Here is a 24,883-nt window from a genome sequence, read left to right on the forward strand (position 1 = left end):
TGTCCGAGAAGCCTACGAGTATAGCACCTAAAAATGCGCTTTTTCAACGGCGGCGAGAAGATCTCACACCAGGCACCGCAGACACCACCTTCAGCACCTGCGAGAGCCGCGCCGTATCGGGGATCTCGACCGTGAACGTCATCCACGCCGTGCCCTTGACCGACTGCGTCTGCACGCCGATGACATTCATCTTCTCGCGCGCGAACACGTCCGAGATATCGCGCAGCAGGCCCTGCCGGTCAGCCGCTTCCACGGCCACGTCGACCGCGTAGAGCGATCCCTCTTCCACCTTGGGCCGGCCCCATTCGACGTCGATCACGCGCTCGGGGTTGTGGCCGGCCATCGTGCGGAAGTTGCTGCAGTCGCTGCGGTGCACGCTCACGCCGTGGCCGCGTGTGACGAAGCCACCGATGGCGTCGGGCGGCGCCGGCCGGCAGCACTTGGCCAGCTGCGTCATCAGCGACGACACGCCCACGACCAGCACGCCGCCCTTGCCGGCCTTGTCGCTGGCGCGCGACTTCTTCAACAGCACGCCGTCGTCGGGCCCCGGTGCGGGCTCGGGCGGCCGCAGCAAGGTCTCGATGTTGCGCAGCGAGAACTCGTCCTTGCCGACGACCTCGAACAGATGGTCGGCCGACTTGAAGCCCAGCTGCGATGCGAGGTCTTCCAGACGCGTCGAGGTCTTGCCTTCGCGCTGCAGCAGTTTCTCGACGGCCTCGCGACCCTTGGCGATGGTCTCGTGCGTGATCTGCGCGTTGAACCATGCGCGCACCTTGGCGCGCGCCCGGTGGCTGGCGAGATAGCCCAGTTCGGCGTTGAGCCAGTCCCGCGAGGGCCCGCCCTCCTTCGCCGCGATGATCTCGACCGTCTGGCCGTTCTGCAGCGGCGTGTTGAGCGGCACCATGGCGCCGTCGATGCGCGCGCCCCGGCAGCGGTGGCCCAGGCTGGTGTGCACGGTGTAGGCGAAGTCGACCGCGGTCGCGCCCTGCGGCAATTCGACGATCGCAGCGTCCGGCGTCAGCACGTAGATGCGGTCGTCGAACAGGCCCTGGCCCTGCTGGCCGCCCGACAGGTCGCGCTCCCACGCGAGCAGTTGGCGCAGCACCGCGATCTTCGCGTCGTACTCGCCACTGGACCACACGCCGGCATAGCCCTTCGGCCCGGCTTCCTTGTAAGCCCAGTGCGCGGCCACGCCGTGCTCGGCGTGATCGTGCATTTCCTCCGTGCGGATCTGGATCTCGATCGGCTTGCCGGCCTTGCCATCCACGACCTTGCGCACGACCGTGTGCAGCGACTGGTAGCCGTTGGGCTTAGGCCGCGCGATGTAGTCGTCGAACTCTTCGTCGATCGGCTGGAAGTGCGAATGCACCCAGGCCAGCGCGGCATAGCAGTCCTTCACGTCGGACACCACGACACGCAAGGCCAGGATGTCGAAGACCTGCGCGAAGTCGAGCGACTTGCCGCGCATCTTCTTCACGATGCTGTAGATGTTCTTCGGCCGGCCCTGCACGGTGGCCGCGATGCCCTGCTCCTTCAGCTCTTCCTCGAGTTGCTTGCGCAGTTGCTCGACATAGCCTTCGCGCTCCACGCGCTTCTCGTCGAGCAATTGGGCGATGAGCTTGTAGGTTTCGGGCTCGAGGAAGCGGAAGGACAGGTCCTCGATCTCCCACTTGACCTGCCAGATGCCCAGCCGGTTGGCCAGGGGCGCGAAGACCTGCAGCGATTCGCGCGCCACGCTCTCGGGCACCGGCTTCTTGATGGCCGCCGCATGACGCAGCGTCTGCAGCCGGGAGGCCAGCCGGAGCATCACCACCCGCAGGTCCCGCGAGAACGCGAGCAGCATCTTGCGCACGTTCTCGGTCTGCGCACCGCCGCCGTCGGCGCCGTGGGCGCTCAACGCGGCGCCACGGGCCTGCGCCTGCACCTGCACGAGCTTGGTGGTCTCCACCGCCAGCGCCGCGAAGTTGTCGCCGAAGACCTTGGCAATGACTTCCTGCGGACGGTTCAGGTGCTGGCACGAATACACCAGGTAGCTGGCCGCCTGCATGGCCTCGGAGCCGCCCATGTGGGCCACGATGGCCGCCACCGCATCGGCATGCGCCAGGGTGTTCTCGCCGGTGTCGAGCGTCTCGTCCGCGATCAGCGGCTCGGCGAAGGCCCGTGCGCGCGCCAGCATGTTCTCCATGATGGGGCTGCGCTCCGCCGTCGCGGCCGACAGGGGGTAGTCGACCACGGCGTCGGCCGCCATGCGCGCAGGAGGGGTGGATGAATCGCGTTTCACTCAGTCGAACAGAAAAGAGGTGACGGCCGCGACCTGGTCGGGCTTCACGAAGGTGGGCGCATGGCCGACCCCGGCGAACTCGACCAGCCGGGCCTTCGGACCGCGCTGCGTCATGGCCTGCGCGGTGTCGTGCGACAGCAGATCGGATTGCGCGCCGCGCGTCAGCAGCGTCTGGGCGTGGACCGCATCGTAGAGCGACCACAGCACGGCCTCGCCCTGCGCTGCGGCCTCGGGCGTGATGGCACGGAAAGGCACGGCGATCGCGGGGTCGTAGTGAAGGACGAACGGCGCGTCGACGGCATCACCCGCTCGCTTGGCCGAGCCGTCGGCCGCGCGCCGACTTGCCGGAACGACCATGGCGCGCGAAAGCGCCAGCCACTCGTCCGGCGTGTGCGGACCGAAGCTCCGCGAGATCGCCCACATCGCATCGGCGGCCTCCTGCAGGGAGGCGAAGCGGCCGACGTTGCCGAGGTACAGGCCGATGCGCTGCAAGGCCGCCGCATCGATCGTCGGCCCGACGTCGTTGAGTACCAGGCGGCGGACCGGCGCCGGCAAGGCCAGCTCCGCGCTGCCGGCGAGCACCAGTCCGATGAGCCCGCCCATGCTGGTGCCGACAAAGTCGAGCCGCGCGATGGCGCGATCGGCCTGCAGCCGCGCGAGCAGGGTCAGCATGTCGGCGGCATAGAGCGGCACCTGGTAGCCGTGCGGGTCGACCAGCCAGTCGCTCTCGCCGCGGCCGACGACGTCGGGGCAGACGACGCGGACATCACCGCCAGCGCGCGCCACGATCGCCTGCGCGAGCACGTCGAAATCGCGGCCCTGCCGCGTCAGCCCGTGCACGCACAGCAGGACGTTCGCGCTGTGCGCGTCACCCCACTGCCAGCACCCCATTCGATGACCGCCTTGCGCATCCGCGCAATCGACGAAGAAGAGAGTGGGCTCGGTCATGAACGGGACAGAAACAGGGGCTGACGGCTGCAGATAATGGTCTCGTTGCATCCTAATTCATCCGGAGATTGACATCATGCTCAAAGGCAAGACCGCCCTCGTGACGGGGTCCACCAGTGGCATCGGCCTGGCCATCGCCAAAGCGCTGGCCCAGCAAGGCGCCAACATCGTGCTCAACGGTTTCGGTGATGCCGAGACGCCGCAAAAAGAGATCGCCGCGCTCGGCGTGGAGGTGGCCTACCACGGTGCCGACATGCGCCAGCCGCCGCAGATCGAAGACATGATGAAGTTCGCGGCCTCGCGCTTCGGGCGTGTCGATGTCCTGGTGAACAACGCCGGCATCCAACACGTGGCCAAGGTCGAGGATTTTCCGGTGGAGCGCTGGGACGCCATCATCGCCATCAACCTCACCAGCGCCTTCCACACGACCCGGCTCGCGATCCCCGCGATGCGCGAGGCGAACTGGGGCCGCATCGTGAACATCGCGTCGGCGCACGGCCTGGTCGCGTCGGCGCAGAAGTCGGCCTACGTGGCGGCCAAGCACGGCATCGTCGGCTTCACGAAATCGGCGGCGCTCGAACTCGCGACCACCGGGGTCACCTGCAACGCCATCTGCCCGGGCTGGGTCCTGACGCCGCTGGTGCAGAAGCAGATCGACGACCGCTCCGCACGCGAAGGCATCTCCGTGGCGCAGGCGCAGAACGACCTGCTGGGCGAAAAACAGCCCTCGCTGCAATTCACCACTGTCGAGCAACTCGGCGGGCTGGCCGTCTTCCTGTGCTCGCCCGCCGCGGACCAGGTCCGCGGCGTGGCGTGGCAGGTCGACGGCGGCTGGACCGCGCAATGAACGCAACGGGCGCCGCGGCCTACTTCAGCTGCACGGCGCCCGAGATGTTCACGACGACGCTCGTCTTGCCCGCCTCGACCGGCACCGGCGCATCGGCCGAGAAGGACTTGGCCTGCGCCGCCATTATCCGCGGCCGGATCGGACCGCCCTCGTTCGCGTTCACCGACACCTCGCGCAGGGTGTAGCCGGCGAAGCCGAAGCCCTTGGCCAGCTCGGCAGCCTTCTGCTTGAAGTTCTCGATGGCGATGGACTGCGCCTCGGTCTCGACCTTCGCGCGCTGCTCACGGCTCAGGCCGAAGCCCACGCCACCGACCGTCAGCGTGGTGATGCGGTTGGCGGTCTGCGTGATGCGCGGGAAATCACGCCCTTCCAGCACGAGCTCGGTCGAACCCTGCCAGCCGTTGATCTTGCCCTCGCGGGTATAGCGCGGCGACAGCGTGAAATTGCCGGTGCGCACGTCGAGCTGCCCCGGCTGCGCGCTCTTGCGCGCCTCGGTCAGCGCGGCATCCAGCGCGGCCTTGAGCTGGCTCTGCACGGTGGCGGCCTCGGGGGCGTCGCGGGTGGTGCTGAGCGTCATGCTCAACAGATCCTGCTGGACCTCGACCGTGCCGCTGGCCGACAACTGCAGCACATTCTGCGGCGGGGGCGTGTCGGCCAGGGCCATACCGGCACAGGCCAGGGCCGCGCAGGCAGCCATCAACTTCATGGTTCTCAAGACATTCCCTTCGATGGTGAAAGCCGGCTCAGAACGGGCCGGCGGGGAGTGATCACTGCCGCTGACTGCGCGGCATGGTCAAGGCGCGCATGGGCGTCGGCGGCTCGGGTTCCGCGGACTGCGGAGCCGGCAACGGCGTGTCGACATGCGGTGCATCGTAGCGTGGCGCCCACTGCTGGCGCACCTGGCTGCGAAGTTCGGCCAGCTCTGCCGGCGTGAGCCGGCGCCCGGCCGAGGCTTCTTCGCGCTGCACCTCTTCGCGCTGCGCAGCACGGTGCGCCTGCACCGCTTGTCGGACCTCGTGGCGCGTCGCGCCGCCGACCTGCAGGAACCCCGTCGCAGCCCACGACACCGAACAGGCGGAAAAAACCAGTGCAACGGGCAGCGAACGGACGGGGATCGACGATTTCATGGACAGCCAGGAGCGAGGACACCCGCACTTTGCCATCAACGTTTGACGGCGGAACCAACGCTCCGACAGCGCAGGCAAGTTGTGTAACTTAGTGTCAGACAACTGCGCAAAGCCGAAGAATGGTGGTGCAACGCCTTCAGAATCGCGCCTGTTACAAATCTCCGTTGCAGAAATGAATCAGACTCCCGCTCGTACCGACAAGGTCGTCATCGTCGACGACGACGCGCGAATCCGCGACTTGCTCCGCCGCTATCTCACCCAGGAGGGCTTCGAGGTCATCGTGGCCGAAGACGGCAAGGCGCTCAACCGCATCCTGCTGCGCGACACGGTCGACCTGATCGTGCTCGACCTGATGATGCCCGGCGAAGACGGGCTGTCGGTCTGCCGGCGCCTGCGCGCGGCCAACGACCGCACCCCGATCATCATGCTGACCGCCAAGGGCGAGGACGTCGACCGCATCGTCGGCCTCGAGGTCGGCGCCGACGACTACCTGGGCAAGCCCTTCAACCCACGCGAACTGCTGGCCCGTGTCCATGCCGTGCTGCGCCGCCGACCGCCGCTCGAGGCGCCCGGCGCGCCATCGACCGACAACGAGACGGTGAGCTTCGGCCCCTTCACCTTCGATCTCGGCTCGCGCACGCTCAAGAAGGACGGCGAAGAGCTCTCGCTCACCACCGGCGAATTCGCGATGCTCAAGGCGCTGGTGCGCCATCCGCGACAGCCGTTGTCGCGCGAAAAACTGGCGCAACTGGCCCGCGGCCGCGAGTTCGAGCCCTTCGACCGCAGCCTGGACGTGCAGATCTCGCGCCTGCGCAAGCTGGTCGAGTCGGATGCCGCCGCGCCGCGCTACATCCAGACGGTGTGGGGCGTGGGCTACGTCTTCGTGCCGGACGGCACCGCCTAAAGCGCCACAGATGCACGCGGAGGCCGCCGGCCCCAGTACGACCCAGCCGGCCCCTTTTTCCGACGATGGCCCGCAGGTCACGATGCCGAGCCCGCTCGAGGGCACGCCTCAGACCAAGCGGCGCGTCGGGCTCAAGCTCGGCTTCAGCCTTTTCTGGCGCACCTTCTTTCTGCTGGCGCTGCTGCTCTTCGGCTGTACGGTCGCCTGGCTGCAGACCTTCCGCGCGCTCGAATACGAGCCGCGCGCCATCCAGACCGCGCACCAGATCGCCTCGCTGGTGAACCTGACGCGCGCCGCGCTCGTCTATTCCGATGCGATCACCCGCGTCTCGCTGATCAAGACCCTGGCCGACCAGGAAGGCGTGCGCATCCTCCCGCGCGAGCCCAATGACCGCTTCGAGCCCTATACCAGCGGCGCGCTCGACCAGCGCGTGACCGAGGAGCTCATCGACCAACTCGGCGAAGGCACGACCGTGGCCAGCCGCGTCAACGACGAGCAGGGCCTGTGGATCGGCTTCACGATCGAGAGCGACACCTACTGGCTGCTGCTCGACCCGACGCGCTTCAGCCGCGTGGGGGGGCGCACCTGGCTGGTGTGGCTGATCACGGCCATGGCGCTGTCGCTGGCCGGCGCGGCGCTGATCACGCGCTTCATCAACCGCCCGCTCAAGCAGCTCTCGCGCGCCACCCGGCAGGTACGCGAGGGCGAGTACGAGGCGCACCGGCTCGACGAGCGGGCGCGCACCAACGAGATCCGGGCGGTGAACATCGGCTTCAACCGCATGGCGGACCAGCTGGCGAAGATCGAGCAGGACCGCGCCATCATGCTGGCCGGCATCTCGCACGACCTGCGCACGCCGCTCGCCCGGCTGCGCCTGGAAACCGAGATGAGCGTGGCCGACGAGGACGCCCGCAACCACATGGCGGCCGACATCGCCCAGCTCGACGCGATCATCGACAAGTTCCTCGACTACGCACGGCCCGACCATGTGGACTTCAAGCCCGTGCTGCTGCGCGACGTCGTCGATGCCTGCACCTACGCCGTGCAGGAGTACGACGACATGAAGATCAAGGTCGAGGTACCCTCCGACCTGCGGGTGATGGCCGACGAGGTCGAGCTCACACGCGTGATCTCCAACCTCGTCGAAAACGCCCGGCGCTACGGCAAGACGCCCACGACCGGCGTGGCCGACGTGACGATCCAGGCCCAGGCGCACGACGAGGCGGTGCTCATCAAGGTACGCGACCATGGCGCGGGCGTGGCCGCGGCCACGCTGTCGCAGCTGACCAAGCCCTTCTTCCGTGGCGACGCGGCGCGCACCTCCGCCGCGGGCGCCGGACTGGGCCTGTCGATCGTGGCGAAGAACATCGAGCGCATGGGCGGCACCTTCGCGCTCACCAGCACGCCGGGGCGCGGCTTCGCGGCGCACATCCGGATGCCGCGGGCCATGCCACCCAAGCCCGCCGCGGCACCCGGCAAAAAGGGCTGAACGACCGGCGCGGCCAAGGCCAGGGATACCGAGGAACCGGCTTCGCCGGGCCTCCTGGTATCGCCCCCTTGAGGGGGAGGCGCCGCAGGCGCATCGGGGGTGGGCTTCATTTCAGCGGTGCAGCAGCACCGCGGCGCGTGCTTCCATGGCGCGGCCCTCGCCCACCGGGCCCAGCTTCTCGGCCGTCTTGGCCTTCACGTTGACCCGGTCGAGCGCGATGGCCAGCGTCTGGGCGATGCGCGCGCACATGGCCGGGATGTGGGGCGCCAGCTTCGGCGCCTGGGCGATCACGGTGCTGTCGACATTGCCGATCTGCCAGCCGGCCGCGCGCGCGCGCCGCGCCGCCTCGGCCAGCAGCACGGCGGAATCCGCCCCGCGGAACTGCGCGTCGGTGTCCGGAAAATGCCGCCCGATGTCGCCCAGGCCCGCCGCGCCCAGCAACGCATCGGTGATCGCGTGCAGCAGCACGTCGGCGTCGGAATGGCCCAGCAGGCCGGTGGTGTGCGGCACCTCGACACCCCCCAGGATGAGCTTGCGCCCGGCGACGAGCTGATGGATGTCCCAGCCCTCGCCCACGCGGATGTCGAACGATGTCATGCAGTGTCCTGGTTGCGACGCGCGAGCAGCACGGCCTCGGCCAGTGTGAAATCTTCGGCGTAGGTGACCTTGAAGTTCTGGGCGCTGCCGTCCACCAACAATGGTGCCAGGCCGCGAGATTCGATGGCGCTGGCTTCGTCGGTGACGGCGTCGCCTGCCTTTTCCAGCGCATCGAGCAGGATGCCGATGCGGAACATCTGCGGTGTCTGCGCCAGCCACTTGTCGGCGCGCGCCAAGGTGGCGGCGACACGGCCATCGGGCGATGCCGACTTCAGCGTATCGGCGAGCCGGTGCGCCAGCAGGCCGCCGACGGCGTCGTGCTCGCACGCGGCGAGCAGCGACTCGATCTGCGTCGGCGTGATCAGGCAGCGCGCCGCGTCGTGCACCAGCACCCAGTCGTGCGGCGAGGCGCCGCCGTCGCGCAGCGCGACCAACCCGTTGCGTACCGAGGCGGCGCGGCTGGCGCCGCCGACCCGCAGCAGCGCCTCGCCAGCGCCGGGGAAGCGCGGCAGCGCGGCCTCGACGGCCCGGTCTTCCGGCGCCACGACCAGGGCCACGGTCGCGAAGCGGCCGGGCAGCGCCCGGAACGCTTCCAGCGTGTGCGCGACCATCGGGTGGCCGGCGATGCACCGGTACTGCTTGGGCGTCTCGCCCCCGGCGCGGCTGCCCGAGCCGGCGCTGGGGATGAGGACGAAGAAGCGGGAGGCGTGCATCGGAAGGTCGCGTGGGGCGCGGCGGACAGGAAAGGGGCTGCCATTCTAGAATTGCAGCGTCTCTCAACACCCCTCGTCACCCGACGCGGGGTGTTCTGCATTTCTCGAAGCACTTCATGGATCTCCCCGCTCTCACTGCCGGCAAGCGATTCACGCTGCCGCGCCCTCCCCTGTCGGCCGACGCGCTGCTGCTGGCCCAGTTGGCCGAACGCGAGAAGAAGGCCGGCCGCGCGATGGCGATCTTCACGGCCGACGCCAACGATGCGCAGCGGCTGATCGACGAGATCGCCTTCTTCGCGCCCGAGCTGCGTTGCGCCCTGTTCCCCGACTGGGAGACGCTGCCCTACGACAGCTTCTCGCCGCACCAGGACCTGATCAGCGAGCGGCTCGCGACGCTCTGGCGCATCAGCCAGAAGGAGGCCGACGTGGTGCTGGTGCCGGCGACCACGGCGCTCTACCGCGTGGCGCCGCCCGCCTTTCTGGCCGGCTACACCTTCCACTTCAAGACCAAGCAGAAGCTGGAAGAGTCCAAGCTCAAGGCGCAGCTCACGCTGGCCGGCTACAGCCATGTGACCCAGGTGGTGAGCCCGGGCGAATACGCGGTGCGCGGCGGGCTGATCGACCTGTTCCCGATGGGTTCGCTGGTGCCTTTCCGCGTCGACCTGTTCGACGACGAGATCGACACCATCCGCACCTTCGACCCCGACACGCAGCGCAGCCTGTACCCCGTGCCCGAGGTGCGGCTGCTGCCCGGCCGCGAGTTCCCGATGGACGACGACGCCCGCGCGCGCTTTCGCAGCCGCTGGCGCGAACTGCTCGAGGGCGATCCGACCAAGAGCCGCATCTACAAGGACATGGGCAACGGCGTGGCCACCGCCGGCATCGAGTACTACCTGCCGCTGTTCTTCGAGGAGACGGCGACGGTGTTCGACTACCTGGGCAGCGACGCGACCGTGGTGCTGCACGGTGACCTGGAACCGGCCTTCCAGCATTTCTGGCAGGACACGGCCGAGCGCTACCGCCTGGTGCGCGGCGACCCGGAGCGGCCGGCGCTGCCGCCCGAGGCGCTGTTCCTGAACGCCGAGCAGTTCTATTCGCGCGCCAAGCCGCATGCGCAGCTCGCGATCCGTGGCACGGCCGCGGACGCGCCCTATGCCGAATTCGACACGCTGCCGCCCTTCGCGGTCGTGCGCGGCGCCGAAGACCCGCTCACCAAGCTCAAGGACTACATCCGCGCGACGCCGCACCGCCTGCTGTTGATCGCCGAGAGCGACGGCCGGCGCGAGAGCCTGCTCGACTTCCTGCGCGCCAGCGGCATCAGCCCGCCGGCCTTCGAGTCGCTGGCCGAGTTCGAGGCCGACGACGCCGAGAAGATCGGCATCGCGACGGCAGCGCTGGCCTCGGGTTTCGCCTGGCGCGAACGCGGCATCGACTTCGTCACCGAGACCGAGCTGTTCGCGACCGCCCCGACCACGCGCCGCCGCAACAAGCGGCAGGAGCAGGTCAGCGACGTCGAGGCGCTGATCAAGGACCTGTCGGAGCTCAACGTCGGCGACCCGGTGGTCCACACCGCGCACGGCATCGGCCGCTACCGCGGCCTGATCAACATGGACCTCGGCCAGGGCAAGGACGCCGAGGGCAACCCGCTGCTGCAGGAGATGCTGCACCTGGAATACGCCGACAAGGCGACGCTCTACGTGCCGGTGAGCCAGCTGCACATGATCAGCCGCTATACCGGCGTGAGCGCCGACGAGGCGCCGCTGCACAAGCTGGGCTCGGGCCAGTGGGACAAGGCCAGGCGCAAGGCCGCCGAGCAGATCCGCGACTCCGCCGCCGAGCTGCTCAACATCTACGCCCGCCGCGCGGCGCGCCAGGGCCATGCCTTTCGCTACTCGGCCGCCGACTACGAGGTGTTCGCCAACGACTTCGGCTTCGACGAGACGGCCGACCAGAAGGCCGCGATCCACGCCGTGATCCAGGACATGATCTCGCCGCAACCGATGGACCGTCTGGTCTGCGGCGACGTGGGCTTCGGCAAGACCGAGGTCGCGCTGCGCGCCGCCTTCATCGCCATCACCGGCGGCAAGCAGGTCGCCTTCCTGGCGCCGACCACGCTGCTGGCCGAGCAGCATTTCCAGACGCTGGTCGACCGCTTCAGCAAGTGGCCGGTGAAGGTCGCGGAGATGAGCCGCTTCCGCTCCACGAAGGAGATCACCGCAGCCGCCAAGGGTCTGGCCGATGGCAGTGTCGACATCGTGGTCGGCACGCACAAGCTGCTCTCCGAATCGGTGAAGTTCAAGAACCTGGGCCTGCTCATCATCGACGAGGAGCACCGCTTCGGCGTGCGTCACAAGGAGGCGATGAAGGCGATGCGCGCCGAGGTCGACGTGCTCACGCTGACGGCCACGCCGATTCCGCGCACGCTGGGCATGGCGCTCGAAGGCCTGCGCGACCTGAGCGTGATCGCCACCGCGCCGCAGCGGCGCCTGGCCATCAAGACCTTCGTGCGCACCGAGGGCAACGGCGTGATCCGCGAAGCCGTGCTGCGCGAGCTCAAGCGCGGCGGCCAGGTCTACTTCCTGCACAACGAGGTCGAGACCATCGAGAACCGGCGCCAGAAGCTCGAAGAGATATTGCCCGAGGCCCGCATCGCCGTGGCCCACGGCCAGATGCCCGAGCGCGAGCTGGAGCGCGTGATGCGCGACTTCGTGGCGCAGCGCTACAACATCCTGCTGTGCTCGACCATCATCGAGACCGGCATCGACGTGCCAACCGCCAACACCATCGTGATGAGCCGCGCCGACAAGTTCGGCCTGGCGCAACTGCACCAGCTGCGCGGCCGTGTCGGGCGTTCGCACCACCAGGCCTATGCCTACCTCATGGTGCCGGACATCGAGGGCCTGACCAAGCAGGCGTCGCAGCGGCTCGATGCGATCCAGCAGATGGAAGAGCTGGGCTCCGGTTTCTACCTCGCGATGCACGACCTGGAGATCCGCGGTACCGGCGAAGTGCTCGGCGAGAACCAGAGCGGCAACATGATGGAGATCGGTTTCCAGCTCTACAACGAGATGCTGGGCGAGGCGGTGCGCGCGCTCAAGGCCGGGCACGAGCCCGACCTGCTGGCGCCGCTGTCGGTCACGACAGAGATCAACCTGCACGCGCCCGCCCTGCTGCCCGACGACTACTGCGGCGACGTGCATCTGCGCCTGTCGTTCTACAAGAAGCTCGCGACGGCCAAGACGCCCGACCAGATCGACACGCTGCTCGAAGAGATCGTCGACCGCTTCGGCAAGCTGCCGCCGCAGGCGCAGACGCTGATCGACATGCACCGGCTGCGCGTGCTGGCGCGGCCCTATGGTGTGGTGAAGGTCGACGCGGCGCCGGGCGTCATCAACATCACCTTCAAGAAAGACCCGCCGATCGACTCGATGGCGATCATCCAGCTGATCCAGAAGAACAAGCACATCAAGCTGGCCGGCAACGAGAAGCTGCGCATCGAGCGCGAACTGAAAGAGCCCAAGGACCGCGCGCAGATGGTGCGCGACGTGCTGCGCAGCCTCGGCCAACCCAAGACCCACCAGGAACCCGCCCCCGTATGAGCTCCACCGAATTCGCGCCCGGCCTCGTGGTGCAGCGCTTCACGCCGCCGCTCGCGCTCGCCGACTTCAAGCTGATCGCCTTCGACATGGATTCGACGCTGATCAACATCGAGTGCATCGACGAGATCGCCGACGCGGTCGGCAAGAAGGCCGAGGTCGCGGCCATCACCGAAGCGACGATGCGCGGCGAGATCAAGGACTTCAAGGAAAGCCTGCGCCGCCGTGTGGCGCTGCTCGAAGGCGTGCCGGTGTCGGCACTGCAGCAGGTCTACGACGAGCGGCTGCAGCTCAACCCGGGCGCGAGCGCGCTGGTCGCCGCGTGCAAGGCGGCCGGCCTGAAGGTGCTGCTGGTGTCGGGCGGCTTCACCTTCTTCGCCAACCGCGTGAGGGACCGGCTGGGCATCGACTTCGCGCGCTCGAACCTGCTCGACGAGGCCGACGGCCAGCTCACCGGCCGCGTGGTGCAGCAGAGCTGGGGCGACATCTGCGACGGTGCCGAGAAGCGCCGCACGCTGCTGGAAGTGGCCTCGCTGCTGGGCGTGTCGCCGCAGGAATGCATCGCGGTGGGCGACGGCGCCAACGACCTGCCGATGATGGGCGAGGCCGGGCTGTCGGTGGCCTTCCATGCCAAGCCGGCCGTGCGCGCGCAGGCCATGGTGTCGATCGAATCGGGCGGACTCGACCGCCTGCTCGACGTGCTTCGCTGACGCCGAGGGCGAAACCGGTTTCCTTAAGGGAAAACGGCGCACCTGACACCTAGGGTTGTTCAGGTTCCGGTCAGCCCGCCCGGATGTTGGAATGCCCTGCCGCGCCGAAGAATGTGCGGCGGGACATTCCTCGATCCACAGAGCAGGAGACAACATGAAGCGCCGTCAATCCCTGAGCGTCCTGGCCGCTGCCGCAGCCGCCGCCGCCTTCCCCGGCCTGGCCTTCGCGGCCTACCCCGAACGCCCCATCACGCTGATCGTGCCCTGGGGCGCGGGCGGCGGGACGGACGCGGTCGCGCGCATCATCGCGGCCGAGCTCGAGCAGGAACTCAAGCAGCCGATCAATGTGGTGAACCGCACCGGCGGCAGCGGCGTGGTCGGTCACCAGGCCATCGCGTCGGCTTCGCCCGACGGCTACACGATCGGCATCCTGACCGTCGAGATCGGCATGATGCGGCACGCGGGCCTCACCAAGCTCTCGGGCGAGGATTACACGCCGCTGGCGCTAATGAACTTCGACGCCAACGCCGTGATGGTGCGCGCCGACTCGCCTATCAAGTCGGCTGCGGACCTGCTCGCCGCGGCCAAGGCCAATCCGGGCAAGCTGAAGGCCAGCGGCACCGGCCAGGGCGGTATATGGCACCTGGGGCTCGCGCAATGGCTGGTCGACAACAAGCTACCAGGGAATGCGATCGCGTGGGTCCCGAGCCAGGGCGCCGCACCCGGCCTGCAGGACCTGCTGGCGGGCGGCATCGACGTGGTGTCGTGCTCGTTGCCCGAGGCGCGCGCGCTGATCGAGGCCGGCAAGGTCAACGCGCTGGTGCTGATGGGCTCCAAGCCCGACGGCATCTTCCCGAAGGTGCCGCTCTACAAGGCGGCGGACGGCAAGCTGTGGAACATCGGCGCCTGGCGCGGCATCGCGGCACCGAAGGGTCTGCCCAAGGACATGACCGACAAGCTGGCCGCCGCCCTCAAGAAGATCTACGACGGCAAGGGCTACCAGGACTTCCTCGCGCAGCGCGGCTTCGGCGCGCTCTACGCCGACCGTGGGGACTTCGGCAAGTTCATGGCCGAGAAGGACGCCGCGTCCGCTGCGGCCATGAAGGCCGTCGGCATTGCCAAGTGAGCGCGTCGCACCGATGCGCATCCACGACAGCCTGATCGGCAGCGTCCTGCTGCTGCTGTCCCTGGCCGTGCTCTGGCACATCCAGGGCTTTCCACCCGCGGCCGGCCAGCAGTACGGCCCTGCGCTGTTCCCGGGGCTCGTCGCCGGCGGCCTGGGGCTGGCATCGGCCGTGCTGGCCTGGCAAGGGCTGCGCGTGCAGCAGCCCTGGCTACTGCTGAGCGACGGCCTGCGTTCGCCACGGCACCTGGCGGCCTTCGCCATCACCGTCGGCAGCATGGTGTTCTACATCCTGCTGTCCGAAACGCTGGGCTTCATCGTGTGCAGCCTGGTGGTGCTGGTGGCGCTGCAGTGGGCCTGCGGGGTGCGGCCGCTGCTCGCCGTGGCGGTGGCCATCGCTGCCACGCTGGTGATCCACACCTGCTTCTACAAGCTCTTGAAGGTGCCGCTGCCCTGGGGCCTGCTGCAACGCTTCGCCTGGTGAAAGACCTCTGATGGACGCCGTCATCCTCGCCCTGCAGATGGTCGCCACGCCGACCGTGCTCGTCGTCATGCTGCTCTCGGGCATCTTCGGGATGTTCGTGGGCGCCGTGCCCGGCCTCACCGCCACCATGGCCACCGCACTGCTGGTACCGATCACCTTCTTCCTGCCACCGGTGCCGGCTGTTGCCGCGATCGTCACGGCCACGGCCATGGCGATCTTCGCCGGCGACATCCCCGGCGCGCTGCTGCGCATCCCAGGCACCCCCGCTTCGGCGGCCTACACCGACGAGTCCTACGCGATGACGCGCAAGGGCCAGGGCGAGACCGCGCTGGGCATCGGCCTGGTGTTCTCGTGCATCGGCGGGCTGTTCGGCACGGTGGTCCTGATCGTTGCCGCGCCGGCGCTGGCCGAGGTCGCCATCAAGTTCAGTTCCTTCGAGTACTTCTGGCTCGTGCTGCTGGGCCTGAGCTGCGCGGTGTTCATCACCAGCGACACGCCGCTCAAGGGGCTGATCACGCTGTGCCTGGGCCTGCTGCTGGGCAGCGTCGGGCTGGAGAACCCCGCGGGCCATCCGCGCTTCACCTTCGACAGCCCCGACCTGCTGAGCGGGCTGAGCCTCATCCCCGCGATGATCGGCATGTTCGCCATCTCGGAGCTGATCCGCTTCACGCTCGACACCTCGAAGGTGGCGGAGTTCAAGGCGCAGATCGGCTCGGTGTTCAAGGGCATGGGCGGCCTGATGCGCAAGTACCCGGTGCAGACGCTGCGCGGCAGCGTGCTGGGCACGGCGATCGGCATCCTGCCCGGCGCGGGTGCCGACATCGCGGCGTGGATGTCCTTCGCGATGAGCAAGAAGCTGTCGAAGGAGCCCGAGAAATTCGGCACCGGCCATCCCGAGGGCCTGGTCGAGGCCGGCGCCGCCAACAACAGCGCGCTGGCCGGCGCCTGGGTGCCGGCGCTGGTGTTCGGCATACCGGGCGACTCGATCACGGCCATCGTGATCGGCGTGCTCTACATGAAGAACATGAACCCCGGGCCGATGATCTTCATGAACAACCCGCAGAACGTCTATGCGGTGTTCATCGTGTTCATCCTGGCCAACCTGCTGATGCTGCCGCTGGGCTGGGCCTGCATCAAGGCGTCGGCACGCATCCTTCGCATGCCGCGCAACGTGCTGATGCCGATCATCCTGGTGTTCTGCCTGGTGGGTTCCTTCGCCATCAACAACGCGCTGTTCGACTTGTGGATCCTGCTGGGTTTCGGCGTGGCGGCCTGGGTGCTTGAAGAAAACGGCTTCCCCGTGGCGCCGGCCATCCTCGGGATGCTGCTGGGCAAGATGCTGGAGGAGAACTTCATCACCTCGATGATCAAGTCCGACGGCAGCTGGCTCGCCTTCGTCGAGCGGCCGATCGCCGCCGGTCTGGCCATCTTCACCCTGCTGCTGTGGGGCGGCTCGGCCTGGCTGACCTGGCGCCGCCGCAAGCTGCGCCCGATCACCGGCCCCATTCCCGCATGACCGCTTCCAACGACTCCGCTTCCCTCTACGACGCCGACTCGCTGCGTCGCTTCGCGGCCGATCTGCTGCAGCGCGCCGGCCTCGCCGCGCCGATGGCCGCATGCGTGGCCGACACGCTGGTCGAGGGCGACCTGCTCGGCCACGACACCCACGGCCTGGCCCTGCTCGCCGGCTACGTGAAGGAACTCGAGTCGGGCGGCATGACGCGCGACGGCGAGCCGGAGGTGCTGTCCGACCGCCCCGCCGCCGTGCTGTGGGACGGCCGCCGCCTGCCGGGCCCTTGGTTGGTCCATCGGGGCCTCGATCTGCTGATTCCGCGTGCGCGCGAACTCGGCACCGCCTCGCTGGTCATCCGGCGCAGCCACCACATCGCCTGCCTCGCCGCCTACATGCTGCGCGCGCTCGACGAAGACCTGCTGATGCTGCTGGCCTGCTCCGACCCCAACACCGCGAGCGTCGCGCCCTTCGGCGGCACGCAGGCCGTCTTCACGCCCAACCCGCTCGCCATGGGCTTTCCATTGACGGGCGGCGGCGTGATGGTCGACATCTCGGCCTCGATCACCACCAACGGCATGAGCAACCGCAAGCGCGCCGCCGGCGAGCGCTTCGCGGAAGACTGGCTGATCGACGCGCAAGGCCATCCCACCAACGATCCGCAGACCCTGTTCGACCAGCCGCCGGGCACGCTGCTGCCGGTCGGCGGCCGGAGCCACGGCCACAAGGGCTACGGCATGGCGCTGCTGGTCGAGACACTGACCGCCGGGCTCGCCGGCCACGGGCGCGCCGACCCGCCCGAAGGCTGGGGTGCGACGGTGCACATCACGCTGCACGACCTGCAGGCCTTCGGCGGCAAGGAGGCCTTCCTGCGCCAGATGGACCATGTGGCCGCGCGCTGCCGCGACAACCGGCCCGTCGATGCCGACAAGCCGGTGCGCTTGCCCGGTGAAGGCGGGTTGAAGCGCCGCACGTCGCAGGAGAAGGACGGCGTGCGACTGCACCCGTCGATCGCCGCCTCGCTCGCGGCGGCGCAAGCGCGCTACGGCCTGCAACTGGCGCAGGCGCTGCGCTGATCGGGGCGGGTCAGTCTTCGGCGTCCGCTTCGCCGTCGGCCGAACTGTCAGCGGACTTGTCGACCACCTTGCGTTCCCCGCGCGGCCCGCGCTTGGCGGCCCTGGCGAGGATCTCGATGTAGAACTGCGCGCCCTCCGCCTTCACCACCGCGTCGATCGACGGGGTGATCTCCTCGACGTGGATGGCCTGGGCCGAATCGGCGTCGGCGCCGAAGCGGCAGTCGAAGGCCCAGTAATCCGTGTCTTTCGGAAGGTCGCGGCGCTTCTCGCGCTGGATGTACTTGCGGATCTCGTGCTTGACCGCTTCGAGATGGCGGTCCGGGTGCTTGCCCTCGGGCTTGAGCTGAAATGTTTTTCTCATGGGTGATCCTAACTGCGTGTGTACAGTCGACGCTCCGACGGACAACAGGTGACAACGATGGCGCGAGCGAACGACTGGACAGGCAAGGTGATGGCGCTGGTGAATGGCGGCAATCGGGCGGCGGCCATCGCGCAGATCAAGGTCGCGCCGAGCGTGAAGGACCTGCAGGCCCTTCAGACGGTGATGAAGCTGTCGCGCCTGTCGGGCAAATGGCCCGACCTGGACGCCGCGATCGCGGACAACCTGGCGCTGCTCTCGTCGCCACGGCTGCACCGCTCGCCTTGAATTACTAGAGTGCCTTGCCGAGGCGGGCAATCCCCTCCTCGATCTTCTCGACGTTCGCCGTCGCGAAGCTCAGGCGCAGCGTCGAGACATCCGGGTTGTTGGCGAAGAACGGCGCACCGGGCACGAAGGCCACGAGCTGTTCGATCGCCTTCTTCGCCAGCACGTTGGCATCGGCCAGCTTGCCGTTGGCACCGGTCAGCCGCGCCCAGAAGAACAGGCCGCCATTGGGCTGCGTGAATTCGATGGCATCGCCCAGTTCGCGCTTGAGCGCCGCGCCCATGGCCTGGGCGCGTTCGCCGTAGACCTTGCGCACGTGGGCCAGCGTCGCCGGCATGCGCCCACTCTTGAGGTACTGCGCCGCCGTCGCCTGCGCGAAGGTGCTGGTGTGCGCGTCGCTGAACTGCTTGCACATCGTCGCCTTGGCCAGCAGTTCGGCCGGGGCGATCATCCAGCCGATGCGCAGGCCGGGGCTGAGCACCTTGCTCAGGCTGCCGCAGTGGGCGATGAGCTCGCGGCTGCCGGGCACGTCCTGGCTCAGCGACAGGATCGACGGCGGCGGTGCCTCGCCGAAGTACAGATCGCCATACGGATCGTCCTCGACGATCAGCGTCTGGTACTTCACCGCCATCTCCAGCACCTTCTTGCGGCGCTCCAGGCTCAGCATGGCGCCGCTCGGGTTGCCGAAGGTCGGGATCAGGTAGACGAACTTGGGCTGGTGCTCGGCGATGAGCTTCTCCAGTTCGTCGGTCTTCACGCCGTTGGCGTCGACCGGTGCGCTGATGAGTTCCGCGCCGTAGAGGCGGAAGCACTGGATGGTGGCCAGGAAGGTCGGGCCTTCGACGATCACCTTGTCGCCGGGCGAGATCATGGTCTTGCCCAGCAGGTCGAGCGCCTGCTGGCTGCCGGTGGTGACGATCAGGCCGCTCGGCGCCACCTCCACGCCCTTGGTCTTCATGAAGGCCGAGAGCTGCGTGCGCAGCGGCTCGTAGCCTTCGGTCGCGCCGTACTGCAGCGCGCCGCCGGGCTCCTCGTCCAGCGCGCGGGCGCTGGCTTCCTTGAGCCCTTCGACGTCGAACATGGCGCTGTCCGGGAAGCCCCCGGCAAAGCTGATGATGCCGGGCGTGCCCAGCAGCTTGAAGAGTTCGCGGATGGCGGAGGTTTCGACGTTGTCGAGGCGGGAGGCGAATTGCATGGCGGTTTTCACTTTCTGGAGGCGTATTGTCGGACGAAGCGGCGCTGGCCGGATACCACTTCCAGGTAGTCAATTGACTTTACTACTTTAAAATAGTAATCTGAAAATACCATTCAAAGGTAGTAGCCATGTCCTATCCGCTTGAAACCGGCCAACAGCTGAGCGCCGTGCTGCGCGCCTTGCGCCAATCGCGCCAACTGACGCAGGCCGAGCTCGGTGAGCGACTCGGCGTGAACCAGAAGCGCATCGCCCGCATCGAGGCCGCGCCCGGCGTGACCAGCTTCGACCAGATCGCTCGCCTGGTCGCGCTCATGGGGCACCGTCTGGTTCTCGAAGAACTGCCGTCCCCCAACGCGGCCCCCGCCCCTGCGGCGGCCCCGGAAGGCCAACCATGGTGAGCGCGAAGAAGCGCGGCCGCGGTGCCCGGCACCCGCATCCGCTGGTCGTGTGGACCAACGGCCAGATCGTCGGCGAATGGTCGGTGCGCGAGGGCGAGCACCGCTTCCAGTATGCCGACGACTGGATCGCCTCCCCGGCCGCGCGCCGGCTGTCGCTGTCGCTGCCGCTGACCCCCGGGAACGTGCCGCTGCGCGGCCCGGTGGTGCAGCACTACTTCGACAACCTGCTGCCCGACAACGACAGCATCCGCCGCCGGCTGCAGGGCAAGTTCGCCACCGCGAGCACCGACGCCTTCGACCTGCTGACCGCCATCGGCCGCGAATGCGTGGGCGCGGTGCAGTTGCTGCCGCCGGGTGTTCCGCCGACCGGATTCGATCGCATCGAGGCAGAGGCGCTGGACGACGCCGGCGTCGAGCACGCGATCAACGGCGCGCTCGCGACCGGCCGCGTGCTGGGCCAGCGCGACGACGAGGAGTTCCGCATCTCCATCGCCGGCGCGCAGGAGAAGACCGCGCTGCTGCGGCGCGGCGCGGCCTGGTTCCGCCCGCGGGGCGCCACGCCGACCACCCACATCCTCAAGCTGCCCCTGGGCCTGGTCGGCAACATGCAGGCCGACATGCAGCAGTCGGTGGAGAACGAATGGCTCTGTTCGCGCGTGATGACGGCCTTCGGGCTGCCCACGGCGCACTGCGACATCGCCACCTTCGGCCAGCGCAAGGTGCTGGTGGTGCAGCGCTTCGACCGCGCGCTGCAGAACGCGGGCACCGACGCCGAATGGATCGCCCGCCTGCCGCAGGAGGATTTCTGCCAGGCGCTGGGCGTGTCCGGCGCGCAGAAGTACGAGGCCGACGGCGGCCCCGGCATGCGCGACATCCTGCGCGTGCTCGACGCCAGCGCCAACGCGCTGGCCGACAAGACCGCCTTCGTGAAGGCGCAGATGGTGTTCTGGTTGCTGGCGGCCACCGACGGACACGCCAAGAACTTCTCCATCTTCCTGGAGCGCGGCGGCGGCTACCGGCTCACGCCCTTCTACGACGTGCTCTCCGCCTGGCCGATCATCGGCAACGGCGCGAACCAGCTCGCCCGGCAGAAGGCCAGGCTCGCGATGGCGCTGCGGGCCAAGAGCGCGCACTGGGGCCTGGCCGACATCCAGGCGCGGCACTGGGACGGCGTGGCCAAACTGGCCGGCCTGGGCGATGCACGCGCGCTGTGCGACGAGCTGTCCGACCAGTTGCCCGGCGTGTTGCGCACCGTCGAGGCGCAGCTCCCGCCAGACTTTCCGCCCGCGCTCGCCCAGGCGATCTTCGCCGGCATGACGACGACCGCGCAGCGCCTCCACGACACCGACACCGCCCCCACTCCTGCCCCCGCCCCGTGACCCCATGAAAAAAGAGAACATCGCCCCCTTCTTCGCCACGCTGGAAGCCGTCAACCCCACACCCGAAACCGAGCTCGACTACACCACCCCCTTCGAGCTGCTGGCCGCCGTGCTGCTGTCGGCGCAGGCCACCGACGTGGGTGTGAACAAGGCGACGCGCAAGCTGTTCCCGGTGGCCAACACGCCGCAGGCCATCGTCGACCTGGGGGTGGAAGGGCTCGAGGGCTACATCAAGACCATCGGCCTGTACCGCAGCAAGGCGAAGCACCTGATCGAAGCCAGCCGCATGCTGGTCGAGCTGCACGGCGGCGAGGTGCCGCGCACCCGCGCCGAACTGGAAGCCCTGCCCGGCGTCGGCCGCAAGACGGCCAACGTGGTGCTCAACGTCGCCTTCGGCGAGCCGACCATCGCGGTCGACACGCACATCTTCCGCGTCGGCAACCGCACGGGGCTGGCGCCGGGGAAGACGCCGCTGGCGGTCGAACTGAAGCTGGAGAAGCGCGTGCCGCCCGAATACCGGCTGCATGCGCATCACTGGCTCATCCTGCACGGGCGCTACATCTGCGTGGCGCGCAAGCCGAAGTGCTGGCAGTGCGCAGTGGCGCCGTATTGCGACTTCAAGCCGAAGACGGCGGCGCCGAAGGGCTGACTGCAGGTGGGCAGCGCGGTAGACGACGACGATCCTATCGCCGCCCGCCACAGCCCTTGCTGCAACTCACTGCCAATTGGCAGCGATCACCGTGCCCAGACTGCTCTGGTAGTTCGCAGGCAATGTTGTCTGCCCCGCCGCAGGCGGCGCGAACCCGGCCATGGCCTGCACCAGGTTTTGCACCTGGCTGTCCAGCAGTGTCTCTCCGTTGCTCGTCTTGAACTGCTCGACGTGGTACTGGCTGCCCAGATACCAGTCCGCCACCGTCATCTTGTCGCTTGTGCCGATGATCGAGACTTCCAGGTCGTTGCCGGATTGGCGAAGCCACAACTGATCTGCGGTGATCGCCGATCCCATCAATAACACGTCGACGCTGCCGGCGGTCTGATCGTTCTCGACCACACGGTCCGAGCCAGCCCCGCGGACGAACAGATAACTGTCACCTCCGGTCCCGCCCTTGAGGGTGTCGTTGCCTGCCCCGCCGTCAAGCACGTCGTTGCCGCCGAAGCCCTCCAGCGTGTCGGCTCCAGCGGTGCCGGTGAGCGTTTCGTTGGCATTGGCCGCTGCTTTCAACTGTGCCGTGCCCCAGACGGTGCCATCGGCGAATTTCACCTGGTCCACGAACAGACCCATGTTGGTCCAGCTGGTGGGTGTGAGTGCCAAGTCCAACGTGATCGTCTGGCCGGTGGCGCGGTCGATGATGCGATCGGTCTCGTAACCGGTGCCTTCGACGATGCGCACGTTGGCGGCATTCAGATCCAGCAGCTCCAACGTATCGAAGCCGCCGCCGTTGTCCGTTTCGGTGATGCGGTCGTTTCCGTCGCCCGATCGGTAGCGGTAGGTGTCGTTGCCCGCGCCGCCCGACAGCCGATCAGCACCGCCCTTGCCGTCCAGGATGTCGTTGCCGAGGTTGCCGGCGAGGTTGTCGGTGCCGGCCGTGCCGATCAAGGTCTGGTTGGGGGTGACGTTGGCCGTGGCGGCCTGCATCGCGGCTTGGGTCCACACCGTGCCATCGGCAAACAGCACCTTCTCCAATTGCTGGCTTGGCGCATTGACGTCCAGGCCCTTGTCGACCGTGATGCGTTCTCCCGTGGCGTTGATGAGTAGCTCCAGATTTCCCAACGCCGTCTTGGTCAGCGTGACTTGCCCTGCATTCAGGTTCATCAATTGCAGGGTGTCGTTGCCAGCAACGTCGACGATGTTGTCGCTGCCCTGCCCGCTGGTGTAGCGGTAGGTGACCATCAGGGGCTGCGCTTCGGTCACGACGCCTCCTTCGGTGTGGGTGGCCAGTTGCTGCACGGTGCCCTTGACTGGCGCAGTGAGCGTGGTGAGCTTGGCGCGCTGGTTGGCCTTGGCTTGTTCCTGAGTGCCTTGCGCGCGCTTGAGGTCGGCCGTGGCCTCGCGTTCGCGCAGGGCGTGCCGGGTCTCGGCCAGGTAGGAGGCGCGGGTGTTCTCGCTTTCACGCAAAGCCGCATTGGCCTCGACCAGCCGGGCGCGCTGGGTGGCCAGGTCGCGCTCGAGCTCGATGCGCTCGCGCGTCCTGTCCTGGTTGGCGTGGCTGGACATAAAGCCCTGGTCGGCCAGTTGCTTGAAGTCGGCTTCACGCTGGCGGGCGATGGGGACCGTGGCGTCCAGCTTGGCGACCATCTCGCGAACGGTGGCGATCTCGGCCTGGCGGCGGGCGATCTCGGCCGAGAACTTGGCAAGTTTGGCCGTGATGTCGCTCCACTCGGCAGCCAACTGCGCCCTGGCGGCGTGGGTGTCTTCGGGCGACCAGACGGCAGGAATCAGCTTGGCTGCGAGGTCGACGTTCTGTGTGGGCGCCGCTAGTGCCTGCATCAGGGTGCGCGTGCGCAGCACTTCCGACTGGGCCGACTTGAGCTCCTCGTCGACGCTGGTCTTGTCGGCATTGGCACTGGTCGGGTCGAGTTCGACCAGAGGCTGGCCTGCCTCAACACGATCGCCGTCCTTCACCAGCACCCGCTGGACGACGCTGACCTGCAGCGGCTGAATGACCTTGGTGCGCTCGCTCACCACGATGCGCCCCGGGGCGACGGCGACGATGTCGACCTGGCCGACGATGGACCACGTCAGCGCAATGAGGAAGAGTGCGATCAGCGCCAGGGCAAGCCGGCGCGGCGCTGGGTGTACCGGCGTCTCCTGCAGGCTGAGTGCTGCCGGCAGGAAGGCCGCTTCATCGGCCAGACGATCGGGGCCGCTCAGTTCGTGGCGGTGCTGCCAGGCGGCCTTGAAGATCGAGCGGTAGCGGGCCAGCAGTTCCCAGATTGGGTGGCGCATGGCGGGGTCTGCATTCATGGAAATACCTCTGCGTTCAATGCAGCGAGGCGAGCCATGCACGCATGGCGGTTGCCTCCTGTAGCATGGAGATCTATCCGTCTTTGACGTATAATCCTCTCATGTACACGATCGTCGAAACGCCTGTATTCGTGCGCTATGCAGCCGAGGTGTGGACGGAAGCCGAACTGGATGTGTTCAAGGTCTGGATCGCCAACAATCCGTTGTCTGGCGACGTGATTCAAGGGACCGGCGGCATGCGCAAGGTGCGCTGGTCGCGCGCGGGCAGCGGCAAGCGGGGTGGTGCGCGGGTGATCTACTACAACCAGTTGACCGATGGGGTGATTGCGCTGTTCATCGTCTACACCAAGGCCAAGTTCGACAATCTGCCCGCCGCATTCCTGGCGCGCCTGAAGAAGGAGTTTGAAGATGCCCAAGAAAGTTGATGCCGAGATGGAACGCTTCCAGAACGACTTGCTGCAATCGGTACGCGAGTTCAAGACAGGTCGGCATGCGCGCGTGACACGCATCGAGCCGACTGCAGCGTCGAAGGCACGCGCCAGCATGGGCCTGTCGCAATCGGAATTCGCACGGCTGATGGGGGTGTCCGTGCGCACCTTGCAGGAATGGGAACAAGGGCGCCGCCAGCCGACCGGTGCGGCGCAGACCTTGTTGCGGGTGGCCGTCACGGCACCTGAGGCCTTGTTGGCGCTGGGCTGACGGCGAGCAAACACCCCGTCGCCGGCCTCACCTTGGCCTGCTTTCGAGGGGCATAGCGACTGGATCACGGGGCGCTCCCTTGCGCTTCCGCTGCGGGCACGTCGGTCATTTCCATCGGCCGCCCACCCGCCTGCATGGCCCACAGGTGCGCGTAGATGCCCTTGGGCTTCTGCAGCAAGGCTTCGTGCGTGCCGCCTTC

At 67.9% G+C, this 24,883-nt stretch carries 24 protein-coding genes; 15 read left to right on the forward strand and 9 right to left on the reverse strand.

The genetic code is table 11. From position 1 onward, the window contains the following. Window positions 1–43 precede the first annotated feature (43 nt). Entirely contained in the window at window positions 44–2,248 is a 2,205-nt protein-coding gene (locus N8A90_RS13670; protein ID WP_410087677.1) for a RelA/SpoT family protein, read from the reverse strand. Between the two features lie 33 nt (window positions 2,249–2,281). After that, window positions 2,282–3,229 (reverse strand): alpha/beta fold hydrolase, encoded by a 948-nt coding sequence (locus tag N8A90_RS13675; RefSeq protein WP_262075454.1) that lies wholly within the window; start codon window positions 3,227–3,229, stop codon window positions 2,282–2,284. A gap of 76 nt (window positions 3,230–3,305) precedes the next feature. On the opposite strand from N8A90_RS13675, the gene N8A90_RS13680 reads away from it, so the two are divergent. After that, window positions 3,306–4,076, forward strand: coding sequence for a 3-hydroxybutyrate dehydrogenase (locus N8A90_RS13680; protein WP_316044019.1), 771 nt, complete (start codon window positions 3,306–3,308; stop codon window positions 4,074–4,076). A gap of 19 nt (window positions 4,077–4,095) precedes the next feature. On the opposite strand, the gene N8A90_RS13685 is transcribed toward N8A90_RS13680, so the two are convergent. Together N8A90_RS13685 and N8A90_RS13690 are read right to left on the reverse strand one after the other, a co-directional pair. After that, complete coding sequence (locus N8A90_RS13685) at window positions 4,096–4,782, reverse strand: SIMPL domain-containing protein (RefSeq protein WP_410087681.1); 687 nt, start codon at window positions 4,780–4,782, stop codon at window positions 4,096–4,098. Window positions 4,783–4,843: 61 nt separating this feature from the next. Continuing rightward, window positions 4,844–5,203, reverse strand: coding sequence for a hypothetical protein (locus N8A90_RS13690; protein ID WP_262075456.1), 360 nt, complete (start codon window positions 5,201–5,203; stop codon window positions 4,844–4,846). 172 nt (window positions 5,204–5,375) lie between these two features. Between N8A90_RS13690 and ompR the strand changes: the two genes are divergently transcribed. After that, window positions 5,376–6,107: a two-component system response regulator OmpR gene (ompR, locus tag N8A90_RS13695; RefSeq protein ID WP_262075457.1), complete on the forward strand. Its 732-nt coding sequence runs from the start codon at window positions 5,376–5,378 to the stop codon at window positions 6,105–6,107. 82 nt (window positions 6,108–6,189) lie between these two features. Continuing rightward, the gene (locus tag N8A90_RS13700) at window positions 6,190–7,596 is read left to right on the forward strand and encodes a sensor histidine kinase (protein ID WP_262075491.1); all 1,407 of its coding nucleotides are present in this window, start codon (window positions 6,190–6,192) and stop codon (window positions 7,594–7,596) included. A gap of 111 nt (window positions 7,597–7,707) precedes the next feature. On the opposite strand, the gene ispF is transcribed toward N8A90_RS13700, so the two are convergent. Both ispF and ispD read right to left on the reverse strand, forming a co-directional pair. Next, window positions 7,708–8,193 (reverse strand): 2-C-methyl-D-erythritol 2,4-cyclodiphosphate synthase, encoded by a 486-nt coding sequence (gene ispF / locus N8A90_RS13705; protein WP_262075458.1) that lies wholly within the window; start codon window positions 8,191–8,193, stop codon window positions 7,708–7,710. Then, window positions 8,190–8,906: a 2-C-methyl-D-erythritol 4-phosphate cytidylyltransferase gene (ispD, locus tag N8A90_RS13710; RefSeq protein WP_262075459.1), complete on the reverse strand. Its 717-nt coding sequence runs from the start codon at window positions 8,904–8,906 to the stop codon at window positions 8,190–8,192. The genes ispF and ispD overlap by 4 nt, the downstream gene beginning before the upstream one ends. 116 nt (window positions 8,907–9,022) lie before the next feature. Between ispD and mfd the strand changes: the two genes are divergently transcribed. The 6 genes from mfd (at window position 9,023) to N8A90_RS13740 (ending at window position 17,405) form a co-directional block, all read left to right on the forward strand. Beyond that, complete coding sequence (gene mfd, locus N8A90_RS13715; protein WP_262075461.1) at window positions 9,023–12,505, forward strand: transcription-repair coupling factor; 3,483 nt, start codon at window positions 9,023–9,025, stop codon at window positions 12,503–12,505. Beyond that, window positions 12,502–13,212 carry a phosphoserine phosphatase SerB gene (gene serB, locus N8A90_RS13720; protein WP_262075462.1) on the forward strand — a complete coding sequence of 237 codons (711 nt, stop codon included), beginning with the start codon at window positions 12,502–12,504 and terminating at the stop codon, window positions 13,210–13,212. The genes mfd and serB overlap by 4 nt, the downstream gene beginning before the upstream one ends. Before the next feature lie 154 nt (window positions 13,213–13,366). After that, the gene (locus N8A90_RS13725; protein ID WP_262075463.1) at window positions 13,367–14,338 is read left to right on the forward strand and encodes a tripartite tricarboxylate transporter substrate binding protein; all 972 of its coding nucleotides are present in this window, start codon (window positions 13,367–13,369) and stop codon (window positions 14,336–14,338) included. A 13-nt stretch (window positions 14,339–14,351) separates the two neighbouring features. Beyond that, complete coding sequence (locus tag N8A90_RS13730) at window positions 14,352–14,819, forward strand: tripartite tricarboxylate transporter TctB family protein (protein WP_262075464.1); 468 nt, start codon at window positions 14,352–14,354, stop codon at window positions 14,817–14,819. Between the two features lie 10 nt (window positions 14,820–14,829). Beyond that, complete coding sequence (locus N8A90_RS13735; protein ID WP_262075465.1) at window positions 14,830–16,335, forward strand: tripartite tricarboxylate transporter permease; 1,506 nt, start codon at window positions 14,830–14,832, stop codon at window positions 16,333–16,335. Next, the gene (locus N8A90_RS13740) at window positions 16,332–17,405 is read left to right on the forward strand and encodes an Ldh family oxidoreductase (protein ID WP_262075466.1); all 1,074 of its coding nucleotides are present in this window, start codon (window positions 16,332–16,334) and stop codon (window positions 17,403–17,405) included. The genes N8A90_RS13735 and N8A90_RS13740 overlap by 4 nt, the downstream gene beginning before the upstream one ends. 10 nt (window positions 17,406–17,415) lie before the next feature. Here N8A90_RS13740 and N8A90_RS13745 read toward each other — a convergent pair whose 3' ends face one another. Then, a complete protein-coding gene (locus N8A90_RS13745; protein ID WP_262075467.1) occupies window positions 17,416–17,766 on the reverse strand; it encodes a DUF6172 family protein in 351 nt (116 codons plus the stop codon). Between the two features lie 57 nt (window positions 17,767–17,823). On the opposite strand from N8A90_RS13745, the gene N8A90_RS13750 reads away from it, so the two are divergent. Next, window positions 17,824–18,051 carry a hypothetical protein gene (locus tag N8A90_RS13750; RefSeq protein WP_262075468.1) on the forward strand — a complete coding sequence of 76 codons (228 nt, stop codon included), beginning with the start codon at window positions 17,824–17,826 and terminating at the stop codon, window positions 18,049–18,051. A gap of 4 nt (window positions 18,052–18,055) precedes the next feature. On the opposite strand, the gene N8A90_RS13755 is transcribed toward N8A90_RS13750, so the two are convergent. Beyond that, on the reverse strand, window positions 18,056–19,243 hold the full coding sequence (locus N8A90_RS13755) for a PLP-dependent aminotransferase family protein (RefSeq protein ID WP_262075469.1): 1,188 nt from the start codon (window positions 19,241–19,243) through the stop codon (window positions 18,056–18,058). Window positions 19,244–19,371: 128 nt separating this feature from the next. On the opposite strand from N8A90_RS13755, the gene N8A90_RS13760 reads away from it, so the two are divergent. The 3 genes from N8A90_RS13760 to nth are packed head-to-tail and all read left to right on the forward strand — an operon-like array spanning window position 19,372 to window position 21,669. Then, window positions 19,372–19,641: a helix-turn-helix domain-containing protein gene (locus N8A90_RS13760; RefSeq protein WP_262075470.1), complete on the forward strand. Its 270-nt coding sequence runs from the start codon at window positions 19,372–19,374 to the stop codon at window positions 19,639–19,641. Then, entirely contained in the window at window positions 19,635–21,020 is a 1,386-nt protein-coding gene (locus N8A90_RS13765; protein ID WP_262075471.1) for a type II toxin-antitoxin system HipA family toxin, read from the forward strand. The genes N8A90_RS13760 and N8A90_RS13765 overlap by 7 nt, the downstream gene beginning before the upstream one ends. Before the next feature lie 4 nt (window positions 21,021–21,024). Beyond that, on the forward strand, window positions 21,025–21,669 hold the full coding sequence (gene nth, locus N8A90_RS13770; protein ID WP_262075472.1) for an endonuclease III: 645 nt from the start codon (window positions 21,025–21,027) through the stop codon (window positions 21,667–21,669). A 66-nt stretch (window positions 21,670–21,735) separates the two neighbouring features. Here the strand turns inward: nth and N8A90_RS13775 are convergent, their stop codons facing one another. Then, on the reverse strand, window positions 21,736–23,985 hold the full coding sequence (locus tag N8A90_RS13775; protein WP_262075473.1) for a calcium-binding protein: 2,250 nt from the start codon (window positions 23,983–23,985) through the stop codon (window positions 21,736–21,738). A 101-nt stretch (window positions 23,986–24,086) separates the two neighbouring features. On the opposite strand from N8A90_RS13775, the gene N8A90_RS13780 reads away from it, so the two are divergent. After that, the gene (locus tag N8A90_RS13780) at window positions 24,087–24,410 is read left to right on the forward strand and encodes a transcriptional regulator (protein WP_262075474.1); all 324 of its coding nucleotides are present in this window, start codon (window positions 24,087–24,089) and stop codon (window positions 24,408–24,410) included. Continuing rightward, a complete protein-coding gene (locus N8A90_RS13785) occupies window positions 24,394–24,684 on the forward strand; it encodes a helix-turn-helix domain-containing protein (protein WP_262075475.1) in 291 nt (96 codons plus the stop codon). The genes N8A90_RS13780 and N8A90_RS13785 overlap by 17 nt, the downstream gene beginning before the upstream one ends. Window positions 24,685–24,883 lie beyond the last annotated feature (199 nt).

The sequence above is a fragment of the Variovorax sp. N23 genome (assembly GCF_025486315.1).
Lineage (GTDB): Bacteria > Pseudomonadota > Gammaproteobacteria > Burkholderiales > Burkholderiaceae_C > Variovorax.